This is a genomic window from Pseudomonas sp. KB_12 (genome assembly GCF_052114545.1).
GTDB classification, from domain to species: domain Bacteria; phylum Pseudomonadota; class Gammaproteobacteria; order Pseudomonadales; family Pseudomonadaceae; genus Aquipseudomonas; species Aquipseudomonas brassicacearum.
On sequence record NZ_JBFREY010000020.1, the window covers coordinates 53,603 to 69,210 of the forward strand.

Annotated in this window: 17 protein-coding genes; 13 read left to right on the forward strand and 4 right to left on the reverse strand. The window is 63.2% G+C overall.

The annotated features are described in order from the left end of the window. Window positions 1-54: 54 nt before the first annotated feature. From nrdR to AB4Z20_RS17790, 12 genes are all read left to right on the forward strand, one after another. A complete protein-coding gene (nrdR, locus tag AB4Z20_RS17735) occupies window positions 55-519 on the forward strand; it encodes a transcriptional regulator NrdR (protein WP_013694316.1) in 465 nt (154 codons plus the stop codon). Beyond that, window positions 516-1,649 carry a bifunctional diaminohydroxyphosphoribosylaminopyrimidine deaminase/5-amino-6-(5-phosphoribosylamino)uracil reductase RibD gene (gene ribD / locus AB4Z20_RS17740; protein ID WP_253469801.1) on the forward strand — a complete coding sequence of 378 codons (1,134 nt, stop codon included), beginning with the start codon at window positions 516-518 and terminating at the stop codon, window positions 1,647-1,649. The genes nrdR and ribD overlap by 4 nt, the downstream gene beginning before the upstream one ends. Before the next feature lie 46 nt (window positions 1,650-1,695). Continuing rightward, entirely contained in the window at window positions 1,696-2,370 is a 675-nt protein-coding gene (locus AB4Z20_RS17745) for a riboflavin synthase (protein WP_018600195.1), read from the forward strand. Between the two features lie 16 nt (window positions 2,371-2,386). Next, on the forward strand, window positions 2,387-3,478 hold the full coding sequence (gene ribBA, locus AB4Z20_RS17750) for a bifunctional 3,4-dihydroxy-2-butanone-4-phosphate synthase/GTP cyclohydrolase II (RefSeq protein WP_003206026.1): 1,092 nt from the start codon (window positions 2,387-2,389) through the stop codon (window positions 3,476-3,478). A gap of 324 nt (window positions 3,479-3,802) precedes the next feature. After that, a complete protein-coding gene (gene ribH / locus AB4Z20_RS17755) occupies window positions 3,803-4,279 on the forward strand; it encodes a 6,7-dimethyl-8-ribityllumazine synthase (protein ID WP_003206025.1) in 477 nt (158 codons plus the stop codon). After that, window positions 4,276-4,776 carry a transcription antitermination factor NusB gene (gene nusB, locus AB4Z20_RS17760; protein WP_003185935.1) on the forward strand — a complete coding sequence of 167 codons (501 nt, stop codon included), beginning with the start codon at window positions 4,276-4,278 and terminating at the stop codon, window positions 4,774-4,776. Before ribH ends, nusB begins: the two co-directional genes overlap by 4 nt. 21 nt (window positions 4,777-4,797) lie before the next feature. After that, window positions 4,798-5,763: a thiamine-phosphate kinase gene (gene thiL, locus AB4Z20_RS17765; protein ID WP_442090321.1), complete on the forward strand. Its 966-nt coding sequence runs from the start codon at window positions 4,798-4,800 to the stop codon at window positions 5,761-5,763. Continuing rightward, a complete protein-coding gene (locus AB4Z20_RS17770; RefSeq protein ID WP_003206020.1) occupies window positions 5,760-6,263 on the forward strand; it encodes a phosphatidylglycerophosphatase A family protein in 504 nt (167 codons plus the stop codon). The genes thiL and AB4Z20_RS17770 overlap by 4 nt, the downstream gene beginning before the upstream one ends. 11 nt (window positions 6,264-6,274) lie before the next feature. After that, entirely contained in the window at window positions 6,275-7,033 is a 759-nt protein-coding gene (locus AB4Z20_RS17775; RefSeq protein ID WP_442090322.1) for a substrate-binding periplasmic protein, read from the forward strand. 109 nt (window positions 7,034-7,142) lie between these two features. Continuing rightward, on the forward strand, window positions 7,143-7,760 hold the full coding sequence (ribA, locus tag AB4Z20_RS17780; RefSeq protein ID WP_030140454.1) for a GTP cyclohydrolase II: 618 nt from the start codon (window positions 7,143-7,145) through the stop codon (window positions 7,758-7,760). Further along, entirely contained in the window at window positions 7,757-8,176 is a 420-nt protein-coding gene (locus AB4Z20_RS17785) for an MFS transporter (RefSeq protein WP_214512541.1), read from the forward strand. Before ribA ends, AB4Z20_RS17785 begins: the two co-directional genes overlap by 4 nt. Continuing rightward, window positions 8,176-8,961: a cobalamin-binding protein gene (locus AB4Z20_RS17790; protein ID WP_442090323.1), complete on the forward strand. Its 786-nt coding sequence runs from the start codon at window positions 8,176-8,178 to the stop codon at window positions 8,959-8,961. The genes AB4Z20_RS17785 and AB4Z20_RS17790 overlap by 1 nt, the downstream gene beginning before the upstream one ends. 137 nt (window positions 8,962-9,098) lie before the next feature. Here the strand turns inward: AB4Z20_RS17790 and AB4Z20_RS17795 are convergent, their stop codons facing one another. The 4 genes from AB4Z20_RS17795 to AB4Z20_RS17810 all read right to left on the reverse strand — a co-directional run bounded on the left by AB4Z20_RS17795 (window position 9,099) and on the right by AB4Z20_RS17810 (window position 14,269). After that, entirely contained in the window at window positions 9,099-10,979 is a 1,881-nt protein-coding gene (locus tag AB4Z20_RS17795; RefSeq protein ID WP_442090324.1) for a TonB-dependent receptor domain-containing protein, read from the reverse strand. Window positions 10,980-11,128: 149 nt separating this feature from the next. Continuing rightward, complete coding sequence (gene dxs, locus AB4Z20_RS17800; RefSeq protein ID WP_253469785.1) at window positions 11,129-13,027, reverse strand: 1-deoxy-D-xylulose-5-phosphate synthase; 1,899 nt, start codon at window positions 13,025-13,027, stop codon at window positions 11,129-11,131. Between the two features lie 115 nt (window positions 13,028-13,142). Beyond that, complete coding sequence (ispA, locus tag AB4Z20_RS17805) at window positions 13,143-14,030, reverse strand: (2E,6E)-farnesyl diphosphate synthase (protein WP_214512537.1); 888 nt, start codon at window positions 14,028-14,030, stop codon at window positions 13,143-13,145. Continuing rightward, complete coding sequence (locus AB4Z20_RS17810; protein ID WP_003185917.1) at window positions 14,027-14,269, reverse strand: exodeoxyribonuclease VII small subunit; 243 nt, start codon at window positions 14,267-14,269, stop codon at window positions 14,027-14,029. The genes ispA and AB4Z20_RS17810 overlap by 4 nt, the downstream gene beginning before the upstream one ends. 531 nt (window positions 14,270-14,800) lie before the next feature. On the opposite strand from AB4Z20_RS17810, the gene AB4Z20_RS17815 reads away from it, so the two are divergent. Beyond that, a complete protein-coding gene (locus tag AB4Z20_RS17815) occupies window positions 14,801-15,589 on the forward strand; it encodes a YfaP family protein (protein ID WP_214512535.1) in 789 nt (262 codons plus the stop codon). The last annotated feature ends 19 nt before the right edge of the window (window positions 15,590-15,608 follow it).

A 15,608-nucleotide genomic window follows, 5' to 3' on the forward strand; every position in this document is an offset into this window, starting at 1 on the left:
TCTTGCCAGTGGGATGCGCTACCATGGCCCTCCCTTTTTTTGTTGCCTGCCACCATGCACTGTCCCTTCTGCGGTGCCAACGACACCAAGGTCATCGACTCGCGACTGGTCGCCGAGGGCGAACAAGTCCGCCGCCGCCGCGAATGCCTGGCTTGCGGCGAACGTTTCACGACGTTCGAGACCGCTGAACTGGTGTTGCCGCGCCTGATCAAAACCGACGGCAGCCGCCAGCCGTTCGATGAAGAAAAACTGCGCGCCGGCATGCAGCGCGCCCTGGAAAAACGCCCGGTGAGCGTCGAGCGCCTGGAAGCGGCGCTGGTGCACATCAAGCACAAGTTGCGGGCGACCGGCGAGCGCGAGGTCAAATCCCTGGTGGTCGGTGAGTTGGTGATGGCCGAGCTGCAGAAGCTCGATGAAGTCGCCTACATCCGTTTCGCCTCGGTGTACCGGCGCTTCCAGGACCTGAACGAGTTCCGCGAAGAAATCGACCGCCTGGCCCGCGAACCGGTGAAAGAATGACCGCCTCGGCGCAGCAGGCCATCCTCGACGCCCACTACATGGCCCGTGCCCTGGAGTTGGCGCGGCGCGGTCACTACACCACCCACCCCAATCCCCGGGTCGGTTGCGTGATCGTGCGTGACGGGCAGATTGTCGGCGAAGGTTGGCACATCCGCGCCGGTGAGCCCCATGCCGAAGTCCATGCCCTGCGCGCCGCTGGCGAACAGGCCCGCGGCGCCACGGCTTACGTGACCCTTGAGCCGTGCAGCCATCACGGGCGTACGCCGCCGTGTGCCGATGCGCTGGTCAACGCCGGCGTGGCGCGGGTGGTGGCGGCGATGCAGGACCCCAACCCGGAAGTCGCCGGGCGTGGCCTGCAACGGCTGGCCCAGGCCGGCATCGCCACCGAAAGCGGCGTGCTGGAGGGTGAAGCACGCAAGCTCAATGAAGGTTTCCTCAAGCGCATGGAGCAGGGGCTGCCGTTCGTGCGGGTCAAACTCGCCATGAGCCTCGATGGCCGCACCGCCATGGAAAGCGGCGAAAGCCAGTGGATCACTGGCGCCGCTGCACGCTCGGCGGTCCAACGCCTGCGCGCCCAGGCCAGCGTGGTGCTGACCGGCGCCGACACGGTGCTGGCGGACAACGCCCGGTTGACCGTGCGCGCCGATGAGTTGGGGCTCGATGCCGAGCAGACGGCGTTGGTCATGAGCCGTCCGCCGCTGCGGGTGTTGGTGGACGGGCGTCTGCGGGTGCCGCTGGACTCCGCGTTTTTCAAGGCTGGCCCGGCGCTGGTCGCTACCTGTATGGCGGTAGAAGAACAATACGCCAACGGCCCCGAATGCATGATCGTGGCAGGCGATGACGGCCAGGTCGATCTGCATCGCCTGCTGGTGGAGCTGGCGGGCCGTGGCGTCAACGAGGTGCTGGTGGAAGCCGGTCCGCGCCTGGCGGGGGCTTTTGCCCAGCAGGGGCTGGTCGACGAGTTCCAGATTTTCATCGCCGGCAAGTTCCTCGGTTCTTCGGCGCGGCCGCTGTTGGACTGGCCACTGGCGCAGATGAAAGATGCCCCGCAGCTGAAAATCACCGAAATCCGCGCCGTGGGCGATGACTGGCGAGTCATCGCCGTTCCCGTTGCGCAGGCGAGCGTATAATTCCCGGCTTTCGCGCAAGCGGCGGCCCGTTCTCGAGGAGGACTCCATGTTTACCGGCATCATCGAATCCATCGGCAGCATCCGTGCACTCACCCCCAAGGGCGGCGATGTGCGGGTCTACGTCGAAACCGGCAAGCTCGACCTGAGCGACGTCAAGTTGGGCGACAGCATTGCGGTCAACGGCGTGTGCCTGACGGCCGTCGAATTGCCGGGCAATGGTTTCCTGGCGGACGTCAGCCGCGAAACCCTCGACTGCACGGCCATGAACGACCTCAAGAGCGGCAGCCCGGTCAACCTGGAAAAAGCCCTGACCCCCACCACTCGCCTGGGCGGGCACCTGGTCAGCGGCCACGTGGACGGCGTTGGCGAAGTGGTCTCGCGCACGGATAACGCCCGGGCCGTGGAGTTTCGCATTCGCGCGCCGAAGGAACTGGCCAAGTACATTGCCCACAAAGGCTCGATCACCGTCGACGGCACCAGCCTGACGGTCAACGCGGTGGATGGCGCCGAATTCCTGCTGACAATCATTCCCCACACCCTGAGCGAAACCATCATGGCCTCGTACCGGCCAGGTCGCCGGGTGAACCTGGAAGTCGACTTGCTGGCCCGTTACCTGGAGCGCCTGTTGTTGGGCGACAAGGCCGCAGAGCCGGGCTCCCCACAAAAGCCGGGTAACATCACTGAAAGTTTTCTGGCCGCCAACGGCTACCTCAAATCCTGACCCAAGGGGGTGCCGCGTGGCGCTCAATAGCATCGAAGAACTGGTTGAAGACATCCGCCAAGGCAAGATGGTCATCCTCATGGATGACGAAGACCGCGAGAACGAAGGCGACCTGATCATGGCCGCCGAATGCTGCAAGGCCGAGCACATCAACTTCATGGCCAAGCACGCCCGTGGCCTGATCTGCATGCCGATGACCCGCGAGCGCTGCGAGCTGCTGAAGCTGCCGCTGATGGCGCCGCGCAACGGCTCGGGCTTCGGCACCAAGTTCACCGTGTCCATCGAGGCCGCCGAGGGCGTGACCACCGGTATTTCCGCTGCCGACCGCGCGCGCACCGTGCAGGCCGCTGCCGCCCGGGACGCCAAGGCCGAAGACATCGTCAGCCCCGGCCACATCTTCCCGCTGATGGCCCAAGCTGGTGGCACCCTGGCCCGCGCCGGCCACACCGAAGCGGCCTGCGACCTGGCGCGCATGGCGGGCTTTGAACCCAGCGGCGTGATCTGCGAAGTGATGAACGACGACGGCACCATGTCCCGTCGTGCGGAGCTGGAAACCTTCGCCGCCGAACACAACATCAAGATCGGCACCATCGCCGACCTGATCCACTACCGGATGATCCACGAACGTACCGTTCAGCGGATTGCCGAGCAGCCGCTGGACAGCGAACTGGGCCAGTTCAACCTGGTGACCTACCGCGACTCGGTGGAAGGCGACGTGCACATGGCGCTGACCCTGGGCACCGTGTGTGCCGAAGAGCCGACCCTGGTGCGGGTGCACAACATGGACCCGCTGCGTGACCTGTTGATGGTCAAGCAACCCGGCCGCTGGAGCTTGCGGGCCGCGATGGCTGCGGTGGCCGAGGCCGGCAGCGGCGTGGTGCTGCTGCTCGGTCACCCGCTCGATGGCGACGTGCTGCTGGCGCACATCCGCGAAACCGGCGACCAGGCGGCGGTGAAAAAACCGACCACCTACAGCATTGTCGGTGCCGGTTCGCAGATCCTTCGTGACCTGGGCGTGCGTAAAATGCGCCTGATGAGCGCACCGATGAAATTTAATGCGATATCCGGTTTCGATCTGGAAGTTGTAGAATACGTGCCCTCCGAATAATAGCCCGGAGATTTCGGCATTGTTGTTCACTTAAGGCTTGTTGGATTCATTGTGGCGAGGGAGCTTGCTCCTGGCGGGTGTAGGAGCTGCCGAAGGCTGCGATCTTTTGATTTTGATCTTTCGCTTGGGACTCAAGTGTCTGGGGAAAGATCGCAGCCTCGTTGCACTCGACAGCTCCTACGACGTGGTTCGGCGGGAGTTAGTGTCCTCGCCACAAAAGCTTGAAATGAACAGCATGACGGGATTTGCGGTGCAGTATTCGTGGCTAATATCACTGAGGAGCGCGTTATAGAACGCGCTCCGGCTCTTTAAGAGATCTGACGAATGACCCTGAAGACCATCGAAGGTACCTTCATCGCCCCCAAAGGCCGCTACGCTCTGGTAGTGGGCCGCTTCAACAGTTTCGTGGTCGAGAGCCTGGTTGGCGGTGCGGTTGATGCCCTGGTTCGCCATGGCGTGAGCGAAAGCGACATCACCATCATCCGTGCCCCTGGCGCCTTCGAAATTCCGCTGGTTGCGCAGAAAGTCGCTCAAAAGGGCGAATATGCGGCGATCATCGCCCTGGGCGCGGTCATTCGTGGCGGTACTCCGCACTTCGAATACGTGGCCGGCGAATGCACCAAGGGCCTGGCCCAAGTGTCCATGGAATTCGGCGTGCCAGTCGCTTTCGGCGTACTGACCGTTGACTCCATCGAGCAAGCCATCGAACGTTCCGGCACCAAGGCCGGTAACAAAGGTGCCGAAGCTGCCCTGTCCGCCCTGGAAATGGTCAGCCTGCTGGCGCAGTTGGAGGCCAAGTGATTAGCGACGAAAGCGATCGTTTCAACCCGCGCGATCCAAAGCCTGCGGATGCCGGCAAGCCATCGAAAAGCGTCAAGCGTCGCGAAGCCCGTCAGCTCGCGACCCAGGCACTGTACCAATGGCACATGGCCAAGCAATCGCTGAACGAGATCGAAGCGCAGTTTCGGGTCGACAACGATTTCAGTGATGTCGATGGCGCTTACTTCCGCGAGATCCTGCACGGGGTCCCGCAGTTCAAGACCGAAATCGACACCGCGCTCACGCCTTGCCTGGACCTGACCATCGAAGAGCTGGATCCGGTTGAGCTGGCCGTGCTGCGCCTGTCCACCTGGGAACTGCTCAAGCGCGTCGACGTACCGTACCGCGTGGTGATCAACGAAGGGATCGAGCTGGCGAAAGTCTTCGGATCCACCGATGGCCACAAATTCGTCAACGGTGTGCTCGACAAGCTCGCCCCACGTCTGCGTGAAGCTGAAGTGAAGGCGTTCAAGCGCTGATTGGCGTTTGAACGACACTTGATGGGTGAATTTGAGCTGATCCGTAACTACTTCGCCGCCGCGCCTTGCGCGCAGGGCGGCGAGGGCATTGCACTGGGGATCGGCGACGACTGCGCCCTGCTGGCCGTTCCTCCCGGGGAACAGCTGGCGGTGTCCACCGACACGCTCGTGGCCGGTGTGCATTTTCCAAACCCTTGCGAGCCGTTCCTGCTCGGTCAGCGCTCGCTGGCCGTGGCGGTCAGTGACCTGGCCGCCATGGGCGCCAAGCCTTTCGCCTTTACCCTTGCCCTGACCTTGCCGACGGTGACCGCCGATTGGCTGCAAGCCTATGCCCGCGGTTTGAACCAGATGGCCCAGGCCTGTGGCGTGGCGCTGGTGGGGGGGGACACCACACGGGGGCCCCTGAGCCTGACCATGACGGTGTTTGGCCACGTACCGTCCGGCCAGGCCCTGACCCGCAGCGGCGCGCGGCCCGGCGACCTGCTGTGTGTGGGCGGCGAATTGGGTAATGCCGCCGGCGCGTTGCCGCTGGTGCTCGGCCAGCGCAGCGCCGAACCTGCGATTGCCGAGCCGTTGCTGGCCCATTATTGGTCGCCACGTCCGCAGATCGACCTGGGCCTGGCGTTGCGGGGCAAGGCCAGCGCGGCGATGGATATTTCCGATGGCCTGCTGGCCGATTGCGGGCATATCGCCCTGGCGTCCGGGGTGGCCTTGCAGGTTGAACGGGACCGACTGCCGTTGTCCAATGCTCTGGTAGCGTTTCTTGGCCAGGCGGATGCCGAGCAGGTCGCCCTGAGCGGCGGTGACGATTACGTGCTGTTGTTCTCCGTGCCACCGAGCCGATTGTCGGCGTTGCAGGCCGCCGGCTGGCCGATCCACGTGATCGGCAGCGTACTGGCCGGGCAAGGCGTCACGCTGGTCGACAGCGTCGGGCACGACATCACCCCGCCAGTGCGGGGCTATCAACATTTTCGGGAGACACCGTGACAGATCATCCCAACCAGGTCCCGGCAGAGTTCGTTCCGCCTTCGGTCTGGCGCAATCCCTGGCATTTCCTGGCATTTGGCTTCGGTTCGGGTACGTTGCCCAAGGCCCCGGGTACCTGGGGCTCGCTGGTTGCGCTACCCTTCATACCGTTGTGGCAGATGTTGCCGGACTGGGGCTACTGGCTGATGCTGGGCATCACCATGCTGTTTGGCTTCTGGCTGTGTGGCAAAGTGGCGGACGACCTTCGGGTGCACGATCATGAAGGCATCGTCTGGGACGAAATGGTCGGCATGTGGATCACCTTGTGGCTGGTACCGGAAGGCTGGTATTGGTTGCTGGCGGGTTTCCTGGTGTTCCGTTTCTTCGATATCCTCAAGCCGTGGCCGATCCGCTGGATCGACCGGCACGTACACGGAGGTGTCGGTATCATGCTCGATGATGTGTTGGCCGGGGTTTTCGCCTGGTTGGCAATGCAAGGATTGGTGTGGTGTTTCACCTGAGGGAGTCAGGCATGGGCGTAAGCCGCGCACTACTGCTGTTGCTGTGTTTAGGAGCCTGTGTGGGTACAAGGGTGGCCGAGTCGACGCCGCTGCCTGACAAGATCCGTGCGGCCAGCGAAGAGTGGGCCGATTACACCCAGGCCGATGGCCGGGGCATGGGCTGGGACATCTTGCGCGCGGTCTTCGAGCCTGAAGGCGTCAAGCTGGAGATCCGCAGCGTGCCCTACACCCGCTCGATCGGGTTGGTGCAGCGTGGGGAGATGGATGCACAGGTCGGCGCTTATCGCGATGAAACCGAAGGGCTGCTTTACCCGCATTGGCACTACGACGTCGATCATATCTATGCCCTGGGGTTGGCCTCCAAGCCTTCACCGACGCTGGCGACGATTGGCAACTATCGACTGGTGTGGATGCGCGGGTACGAATACAACAACTACCTGCCCAACATCCGGCGTTTCAATGAGATTCACCGCGCCGTGGGTATCTTGCCGATGCTGGCCCATGATCGTGCCGATTTTTATATCGATGCGTTGATGGAAATCCAGGATGTGCTCGCCAAGGCCGACGATCCCAAGCAATTCAAGCTTTCGCCGCTGATCAATTTGCCGCTGTACCTGGGTTTCGCCAACAACGAAAACGGCCGTACGTTGCGGGCGCTGTTCGACCGACGCATGGAAGTGCTGGTGAAGAGCGGCGAGTTGAAACCGATTTTCGAACGCTGGAAGCAACCCTATCCTTTCGACGAGAATGGCAAACCACCGAAGCCATGATCAATCTTATCGATGATCATTAGCGATAATTCAGCCTAAGCGTCGGTCGGATCGTGCTGTTACAATGCCCGCCTCTGCGAATCTCCAGTACTAGATCAGGAGCACACCGGTGCCTGTCGTTTTTGTTGCCGCTTCCAAGCTGCCAACGCCCTTTGCGCAATTCACCATGCATGGTTTTCTCGATGAAGCCACCGGCCGCGAGCACGTCGTGCTGAGCCTGGGTGATTTCGCCGACGGTGCGCCGGTGCTGGGCCGCCTGCATTCCGAATGCCTGACCGGCGACGCCCTGTTCAGCCAGCGCTGCGATTGCGGTTCGCAACTCGAGGCCGCGCTGCAGGCCATTGCCCGTGAAGGCCGTGGTGTGTTGCTGTACCTGCGTCAGGAAGGGCGTGGTATTGGCCTGCTGAACAAGATCCGCGCCTATGAACTGCAAGATGGCGGCGCCGATACCGTGGAGGCCAACGAGCGCCTGGGCTTTGCCGCCGACCTGCGTGACTACAGCATTTGCTTGCCGATGCTCGAACACCTGGGTATCAAGTCCCTGCGGCTGATGACCAACAACCCACGCAAGGTCAAGGCCCTGACCGACATGGGCATCGTTGTGGCTGAGCGTGTGCCGCTGCACACCGGCCACAACCCCCACAACAAACTCTACCTGGCGACCAAGGCCAGCAAGCTCGACCACATGATGGGTAACGAGCACCAAGGCGAGGTTGACCGGGCGTGACGCGCGGTCAGGTCCGGCGGCGGCTGTCCGTCAGTTGGTGGAAATACCTGGCCCTGGCCTTGCTGCCACTGTTCGTGATCAATGCGGTGTTCGGCCAGGGCGAAGCGATTCTGCCGGTGCTGGCAATGCCGCTGTTCATTGCCGGCGTGGCGTCGATGTTTGTCAGCCTGCGATTCTTCGGACCTTATAAAAAAGCCTTGATCGCCACCCAGAAAGCCCTCGACACGCCCGAAGAACCTCAGGCCTGGATTGACCTGGCGGCCCGTCGTCGGGCTGCCTTCCTGGTGGCCGGGCTACCGGCCTGGGTCGGTGCCCTTGCGGTGTTCGTTGGCCTGGAAGCGGTGCCGTTGATGCTGCTGGCCTTGTCGACCGCCGTGTTGTTCTACCTGTACCGCATCCCGCGCCAACTCGGCTGATGAACCGCTGGCTGGCGGTCTTGCTGCTGGCCGTCAGCGCCTCGACGATGGCGGCTTCGCGGGTCGTCAGCCTCGCGCCGTCGTTGTCGGAAATCGTCGTTGAACTGGGCTCCGCCGACCTCTTGGTGGGCGTGCTGGATGGCGGCGATCGTCCGCCAATCCTTAAAGACCTGCCTTCCGTAGGGCGATACGGCCAACTGGACATGGAGCGCTTGCTCAGCCTCCAGCCCGACCTGCTCCTGCTCTGGCCCGGCAGTGTCGGCCCGGCCCAGCGCGAGCAGCTCAAGGGCTTGGGTATTCCCATTTATGTCGCCGAGCCCCGCAGCCTCGACCAACTCATCGCGCAAATTGAAGACATTGCCCTGCAGCTCGGCCGCCCGGAGCGGGGCGTGCACCGGGCGGCGCAGTTGCGTGTGCGTCTTGAGGCCTTACGCCAGCGCTATCGACGGGACCCGCCGTTGTCGGTGTTCTACCAGGTCTGGGACCGGCCGCTGTACACCGTCGGGGGCGGGCAGATCATCAGTGATGCGCTGGCGGTGTGCGGGGCCCGCAACGTCTTTGCCGACCTGAGCGTGCCAGCCCCGCAGGTGAGTGTGGAAGCGGTGCTGCAACGCAACCCTCAGGTCATCCTGGCCACGGGCCAGGCGCAGCTCGATGCCTGGAAAACCTGGCCGGTGGCGCAGGGGCGGTTGTTGCGGGTCAATGACAAAGGGCTGGAGCGGCCCAGTGGGCAGATGATCGAGGCGACGGCGCGGTTGTGTGAGTTGATTGCGCCAGACAGATAGACCGCGGTGCCTGCCATCGCGAGCAAGCTCGCTCCCACAGAAATTTGTGGCGCCGCTGATTTTGTATCCACATTGGATCAAATTGTGGGAGCGAGTCTGCTCGCGAAGAGGCCCGTCCGGGCGCTACAGATCCTGGATCAGAGTTCCGGGGTCCACGTCACCCCAAACAACCACACCCGACCTTCTTCCCGATACCCATACTGCTGACCCTCATGGCTATACAACGCCCGGCTGTAACTCTTGTCCAGCAGGTTATCCACCTTCATCTCCAGCTTGACCTCCCGGGTCAACGCCCAACTGCCGCGCAGCCCGAGCAAGGCATAGCCACCCAGGGCATTGCGGTTGTTTTCATCGTCGTAGCTGCCACTCACCGCTTGCCAGGTGGTGCCCAGGCCCAGGCGATCGAATTGGCGGTCCAGGTCCAGGCTCAAGGTCCGCCGGGCGCGGCGGGCCAGGGTGTGGCCGCTGTCGCGGTCGCGTGGGTCGATGATGGCCAGGCCCAGGTTGCCCTGCCAGCCGAACACATCCTGCAGGTAGGCCATCTCAAAACCGTTGATCCGCGCCGAGGCGACGTTCTGCGGGCGTGAGTTGCTGCCAAAGATGATCGCGTCTTCCAGGTCCGTTCGGTACAGCGAGGTCTCCAGGCGGGCGCTGTCGCTCAGCTGGCTGCGCCATTGCAGCTCGTAGCTCTTGGCCGTTTCGGGTTTCAGGTCGGGGTTGCTGAAGTCCGGGTAGTACAGGTCGTTGAAGGTCGGCGCGCGGAAGCTTTCGCTGTAGGTCAGCAATACGTCGTTGTCCGCATTGATCGGCAGGGTGAGCGTGCCGCTCCAGCTGTTCTGGCCACCGAATTGCTGGTTCTGGTCGCGACGCAGGCCCAGTTCGGTGGAGAAGGTTTCGGCCTGGAAGCGGTGCTGGATGAACGCGGCACGGTTCCAGCGGCTGTCTTCGTCGAACGGCGTGCTGCTGTTGACCCGGTCCTGATACCAGTCACCGCCGACGATCAGGCTGTTGCGCTCGTTCAGCGTCACGTCGTTCTGCCAGGTCACGGAATCGCGGTAGGTGTTGAACACTTCGCGGACGTCGCTGAGCTTGTCGAAGGTCTTTTCACGGTTTTCGCTGTGGCCCAGTTCCAGGCGTGACTTCCAGGTCTCGTTGATTCGCCCGTCCACATAGGTGCTGAAGCTGCTCACCGCAAACTCACTGGAGGGTTGCTGGGGCAGGGATTCGAAAGTGGTCGGGTCGAAGCGGCCGAACGGGTTGTCGTATTCGCTTTTGCCGCGATTATCCAGCACGTTCAGGCCGACTTCCAGGTCATCGCTGGCGGCATGGCTCAGGCTCAGGCTGAAAGACTGGTTGCGGTTGGCATCGTCGTCGCGGTCGCTGGCATAGGACTCGCGGGTCCGATTGCTTCCAGCGCTCTCGTCGAGGCTGGCGCCGAGGTTGAAGCGGGTCTGGTCGTCGCCGCCGGACAGGCCCAGGCTGCGTTCCCAGGTCTTATGGTTGCCGACCCCCACATGCAGGCGCGGTTGCAGGCCTTGCTCGTTGCCGCGGCGGGTGAAAATCTGAATCACCCCACCCACCGCATCGGCACCGTAGATCACCGAACGCGAACCGCGCAGCACTTCCACGCGCTCGATCTGGTTGATGTTCAGGCGTTGTAGGTTGCTGTCGCCGGAGGTGGCGTTGCCGATGCGCTGACCGTCCACCAGTACCAGGCTCTGGGCCGATTTGGTGCCGCGAATGTAAATCCCCGGCAGGCTGCCACGCCCACCCAGCGGTGCCACCTGCACGCCTGGCACACGGCTGAGCAAGTCGGTGACACTGGCCGGTTGCAAGCGCTCGATGTCGTCGCGGGTGAATACGGTATTGGCGGCACTGCTGTCGTTGCGGGCTTCGACCTGGCGGTTGGCGCTGATCACGATGTCGGGCAGCTTCAGGGCCTGGTCGCGCTCGAAGGTGTCGGCCAGCAGGTCGGGGGTGGGGAACAGGGAGAGGGTGAGGGCTAGGCGCAGTTTCATGGGTGTTCCGTGATGACTGGGTCCACACAAAAACCAATGTGGGAGCGAGCTTGCTCGCGATGGCGGCAGATCAGCCAATTGATTCATTGGCTGACACACCGCTATCGCGAGCAAGCTCGCTCCCACAGGGGAACTGTGTGGTCTGAAAATTACAGGCCCAGCAGTTGCAGCCGCTGGCGCACCGCCGCTTCGATCCCTGCCTCATCCAACCCACATTCGGCCAGCATCTGCGCCGGCTTGGCGTGTTCGACATAGAGGTCCGGCAAGCCCAGGTGCAGCACGGACTTGAGGATGTTCTCCCGCGCCAGGAATTCGCTGACCGCCGCGCCGGCGCCGCCCATGATGGCGTTTTCCTCGATCGTTACCAGCAGGTCATGGCTGCCGGCCATCTCGCGCACCAGGGCTTCGTCCAGGGGTTTGACGAAGCGCATGTCCACCACGGTGGCGTCCAGGGTCTCGGCGACTTTCAGGGCTTCGGCCAGTTGCACGCCGAACACCAGCAGGGCGGTTTGCTTGCCCTGGCGGCGGATCACACCCTTGCCGATCTCGATCGGCTCGAGGTCGGTCGAGATCGTCGCGTTCGGGCCGGTGCCACGTGGGTAGCGCACTGCCGCCGGGCCATTGAACAGGTGGCCGGTGGTGAGCATCTTGCGCAGCTCGTTTTCATCGCTCGGGGTCATCACCAGCATGCCGGGGATGCAGCGCAGGAACGACAGGTCGAAGCTGCCGGCGTGGGTCGGGCCGTCTTCGCCCACCAGGCCGGCGCGGTCGATGGCAAACAGCACGTCGAGGTTCTGTACGGCGACGTCATGAATCAGTTGGTCGTAGGCCCGTTGCAGGAACGTCGAATAGATCGCCACCACCGGCTTGGCGCCTTCACAGGCCATGCCGGCGGCGAGAGTCACGGCGTGCTGCTCGGCAATCGCCACGTCGAAATAGCGTTGCGGGTAGCGTTCGCTGAAGGCCACCAGGTCCGAGCCTTCCTTCATCGCCGGGGTGATGCCCACCAGGCGTGGGTCGGCGGCGGCCATGTCGCACAGCCATTGGCCGAAGACGCCGGAGTACTTCGGTCCGCCGGCCTTTTTCGGCGCGGCCGCCGGAGCGTCCAGGGGTTCGAGCTTGGTGATGGCGTGGTAGCCGATCGGGTCGACTTCCGCCGGGGCGAAGCCTTTGCCTTTCTTGGTGACCACGTGCAGGAACTGCGGGCCCTTGAGGTCGCGCATGTTGCGCAGGGTGGCGATCAGCGTGGGCAGGTCATGGCCGTCGATGGGGCCGATGTAGTTCCAGCCCAGTTCCTCGAACAGCGTGCCGGGGACCAGCATGCCCTTGGCGTATTCTTCGGTACGGCGGGCGATTTCCCAGGCGCCGGGCAGGCGCGACAGCACTTTCTTGCTGCCTTCGCGCATGCTGGCGTAGGTGCGGCTGGAGAGGATCTTCGCCAGGTAGTTGGACAAACCGCCAACGTTGCGCGAGATCGACATGTCGTTGTCGTTGAGGATCACCAGCATGTTGGCGTCGACTTCCGGCGCGTGATTCAGCGCCTCGAAGGCCATGCCCGCGGTCAGTGCGCCGTCGCCGATCACGGCAATGGCCTTGCGCTCGCTGTTTTGCAGGCGAGCGGCAATCGCCATGCCCAGGGCGGCGCTGATGGAGGTGCTGGAGTGACCGACGCCAAAGGTGTCGTATTCGCTCTCGGAGCGGCGCGGGAAGGCGGCGATACCGTCCTTCTGACGCAGCGTGCCCATGCGCTCGCGACGACCGGTGAGGATCTTGTGCGGGTAGGCCTGGTGCCCGACGTCCCACACCAGCCGGTCGTCCGGGGTGTCGAACACGTAATGCAACGCGATCGTCAGCTCGATGACGCCCAGGCCCGCGCCGAAGTGCCCACCGGTCTGGCCGACCGTGTAGAGCAGCTCCAGGCGCAACTCATCGGCCAGGGTTTCCAGCTCGGCTTCACCCAGGCGACGCAGGCCGTCCGGCGTGTTGGCGCGGTCCAGCAGGGGCGTGGTCGGGCGCTTGCGGGGAATCTCTTGAAACGTCGTGGGCATCAGGCGAATCGTTATAGGTATAGAAAGAGGCGGCAGTTTACCTTATGCATCGCAAGCTGCCCACGCGTTGGCCGGAACTTGGCCGATACGCACTTATGAATGGGTTGACCCTGTATCAGCTGCGTCGTTCGACGATATATCGCGCCAAGTCGCGCAACGGCTCGGCCGCCGCGTCAAAGGGTCGCAGCGCGGCCAGGGCCTGGTCGCGCAACTCCAGGGCGTAGGCTTTGGCGGCGTCGAGGCCGAGCAGGGCCGGGTAGGTCGGCTTGTCGCGCGCGATGTCGGCACCCTGGCGTTTGCCCAGGGTTTGGGTATCGCTTTCGACGTCGAGGATGTCGTCCTGCACCTGGAACGCCAGGCCGATGGCTCGGGCGTAGGTCTGCAAGGCTTGCAACTGGGCGGGCGTGGCCCGGCCGCTGGCCAGGGCGCCGAGCCGGACGCTGGCCTCGATCAAGGCGCCGGTCTTGTGCCGGTGCATGTATTCCAGGGCACTCTGGTCCAGCTTCAGGCCCACTGAGCCCAAATCGATGGCCTGGCCGCCGACCATCCCCGCAGGGCCTGCCGCCAGCGCCAGGGCGCTGACCATGTCCAGGCGAACCTGTGCCGGGCAATCGCTCAGGGCCGGATCCAGCAGGGCGGTGAAGGCCAGGCTCTGCAAACCGTCGCCGGCCAGGATCGCGCAGGCTTCGTCGAATTGCTTGTGAGTAGTGGGCTGGCCGCGACGCAGGTCGTCGTCGTCCATGGCCGGCAAATCGTCGTGCACCAGCGAATACGCGTGGATCAACTCCACCGCACAGGCAGCGCCGTTGGCCTGCTCGGCCTGGCCGCCCAAGGCTTCGCACGCGGCGTAGGCCAATAGCGGCCGAACACGCTTGCCGCCGTTCATCACGCTATAGCGCATCGCTTCGTACAGCCGTGCCAGTTCCGGGCTCGGGGCGCTGAACAAGCTATCCAATGCAGCATTGACCCGGGCCTGGCTGCTGGCCTGATAGGCGCCGATCATTCAGGCTGTTCCGCGTCGAAAGGTTCTTCGGTCAGCTCACCGTCACGCTCGAGCAGCAATTGCACCTTCTGCTCGGCCTGGGCCAGCGCCGCCTGGCAGTCGCGAGTCAAGCCGATACCCTGCTCGAAGGCGGTCAGCGAGTCTTCCAGCGACAATTCGCCGTTCTCCAGCCGTTCGACCAGCGTTTGCAGGTCGGCCAGAGATTGTTCGAAATCCAGTGCAGCTTTTTTGCGGGCCATGGCGGCTATTCCGGTTGACTGTTAAACCGGCGCGACACTAGCAGACATGGGGTATTGGGGCAAATCAGGACGGGGTAAACGCCTGCCATGATCCATTGCTTTTGTGGCGAGGGAGCTTGCTCCCGCTGGGCTGTGCAGGAGCTGTGTAGGAGCTGTCGAGTGCAACGAGGCTGCGATCTTTCCCCAGACACTTGAATCTCAAGCGAAAGATCAAAAGATCGCAGGCTTCGCCAGCTCCTACAGGGCGTAGTCGAACGGGAGCAAGCACGGTATTGCGTCAGAAGTGACGTCAGTTTCCGTATTCGGCTCATCTGGTGAGCCGAATAAACCCTCTATTCGGCTCACGCCCCCCTCAGTACGTGATTTCCCACACAGAATCGCGCGTTCCCCGATTGTGAAAAAACCGTCAAATCGATACTCTTCGCGCCATCTACGGCCCCCTTGCGACGGGGCCTTCAGACGAAGCCCGAATAATGACAAGCAGCGCTGAGGATTGGCGCCGGGTTGCGTCGTGCATGGCAGGAGGCATACGTGCGTTTTCTTTCTTTATTGATCGTGTTGCTCGGCGCGCCGTTGGCGTGGGCGCAGCCTTCTGCCGAGATGTCGGAGCCGGTGGGCGGCTGGCGCTACAGCGGCTTGCTCGATCGCACCGAAAACCCGCAGGTCGCCTATCCCACCCCGCCCATCGACCGGGGCGTGCAGCGCAACCGCACGATGATCGAGGGCCGGATCAAGGACATGGGCACGGCTCGCCAGCCCCATAGCCTGGCGGTCAACGGCAATCCACTGAACCTCTATACCGACGACGAGGGGCGTTTCGCCCGGCCGTATGCGTTCGGCGCCGGTTCCAACAGCGTCGAGGTGCGCAGCTCCGAAGGCCAGTCCCTCAAGCGCGTGCAATTCTATGAAGCCAACAATCTGCGCACCCCGGCGCAGATCCGCGTGGTGCTGGGCTGGGACGACCCCAATGCCGAACTCGATCTGCATATCGTCACACCCGACGGCCAACATGCGTTCTTCGGCCAGCCGGCGCTGAGCAACGGTGGCGGTCTCGACCCGGATGGCGTCGATGGCCCCGGCCCTGAAATGTTCACCATGACTGCGCCGATGCACGGCACCTACCTGGTCTATGTGAACTACTGGGGCAACTACGGCGACGGCGGCTACAACTTCGACGAATCCAGCAACCAGAACGAGGTGATCACCTCGCAGATCAACCTGGTGCTCAACGAAAACACCGTCAATGAAAAACGCGAGACCTTTGTCGTGCCCCTGCGCGCCATTGGCGATCTGTTGCTGGTCAAGACTTTCAATTACTAAGTATCCGCTCCTCGGATGA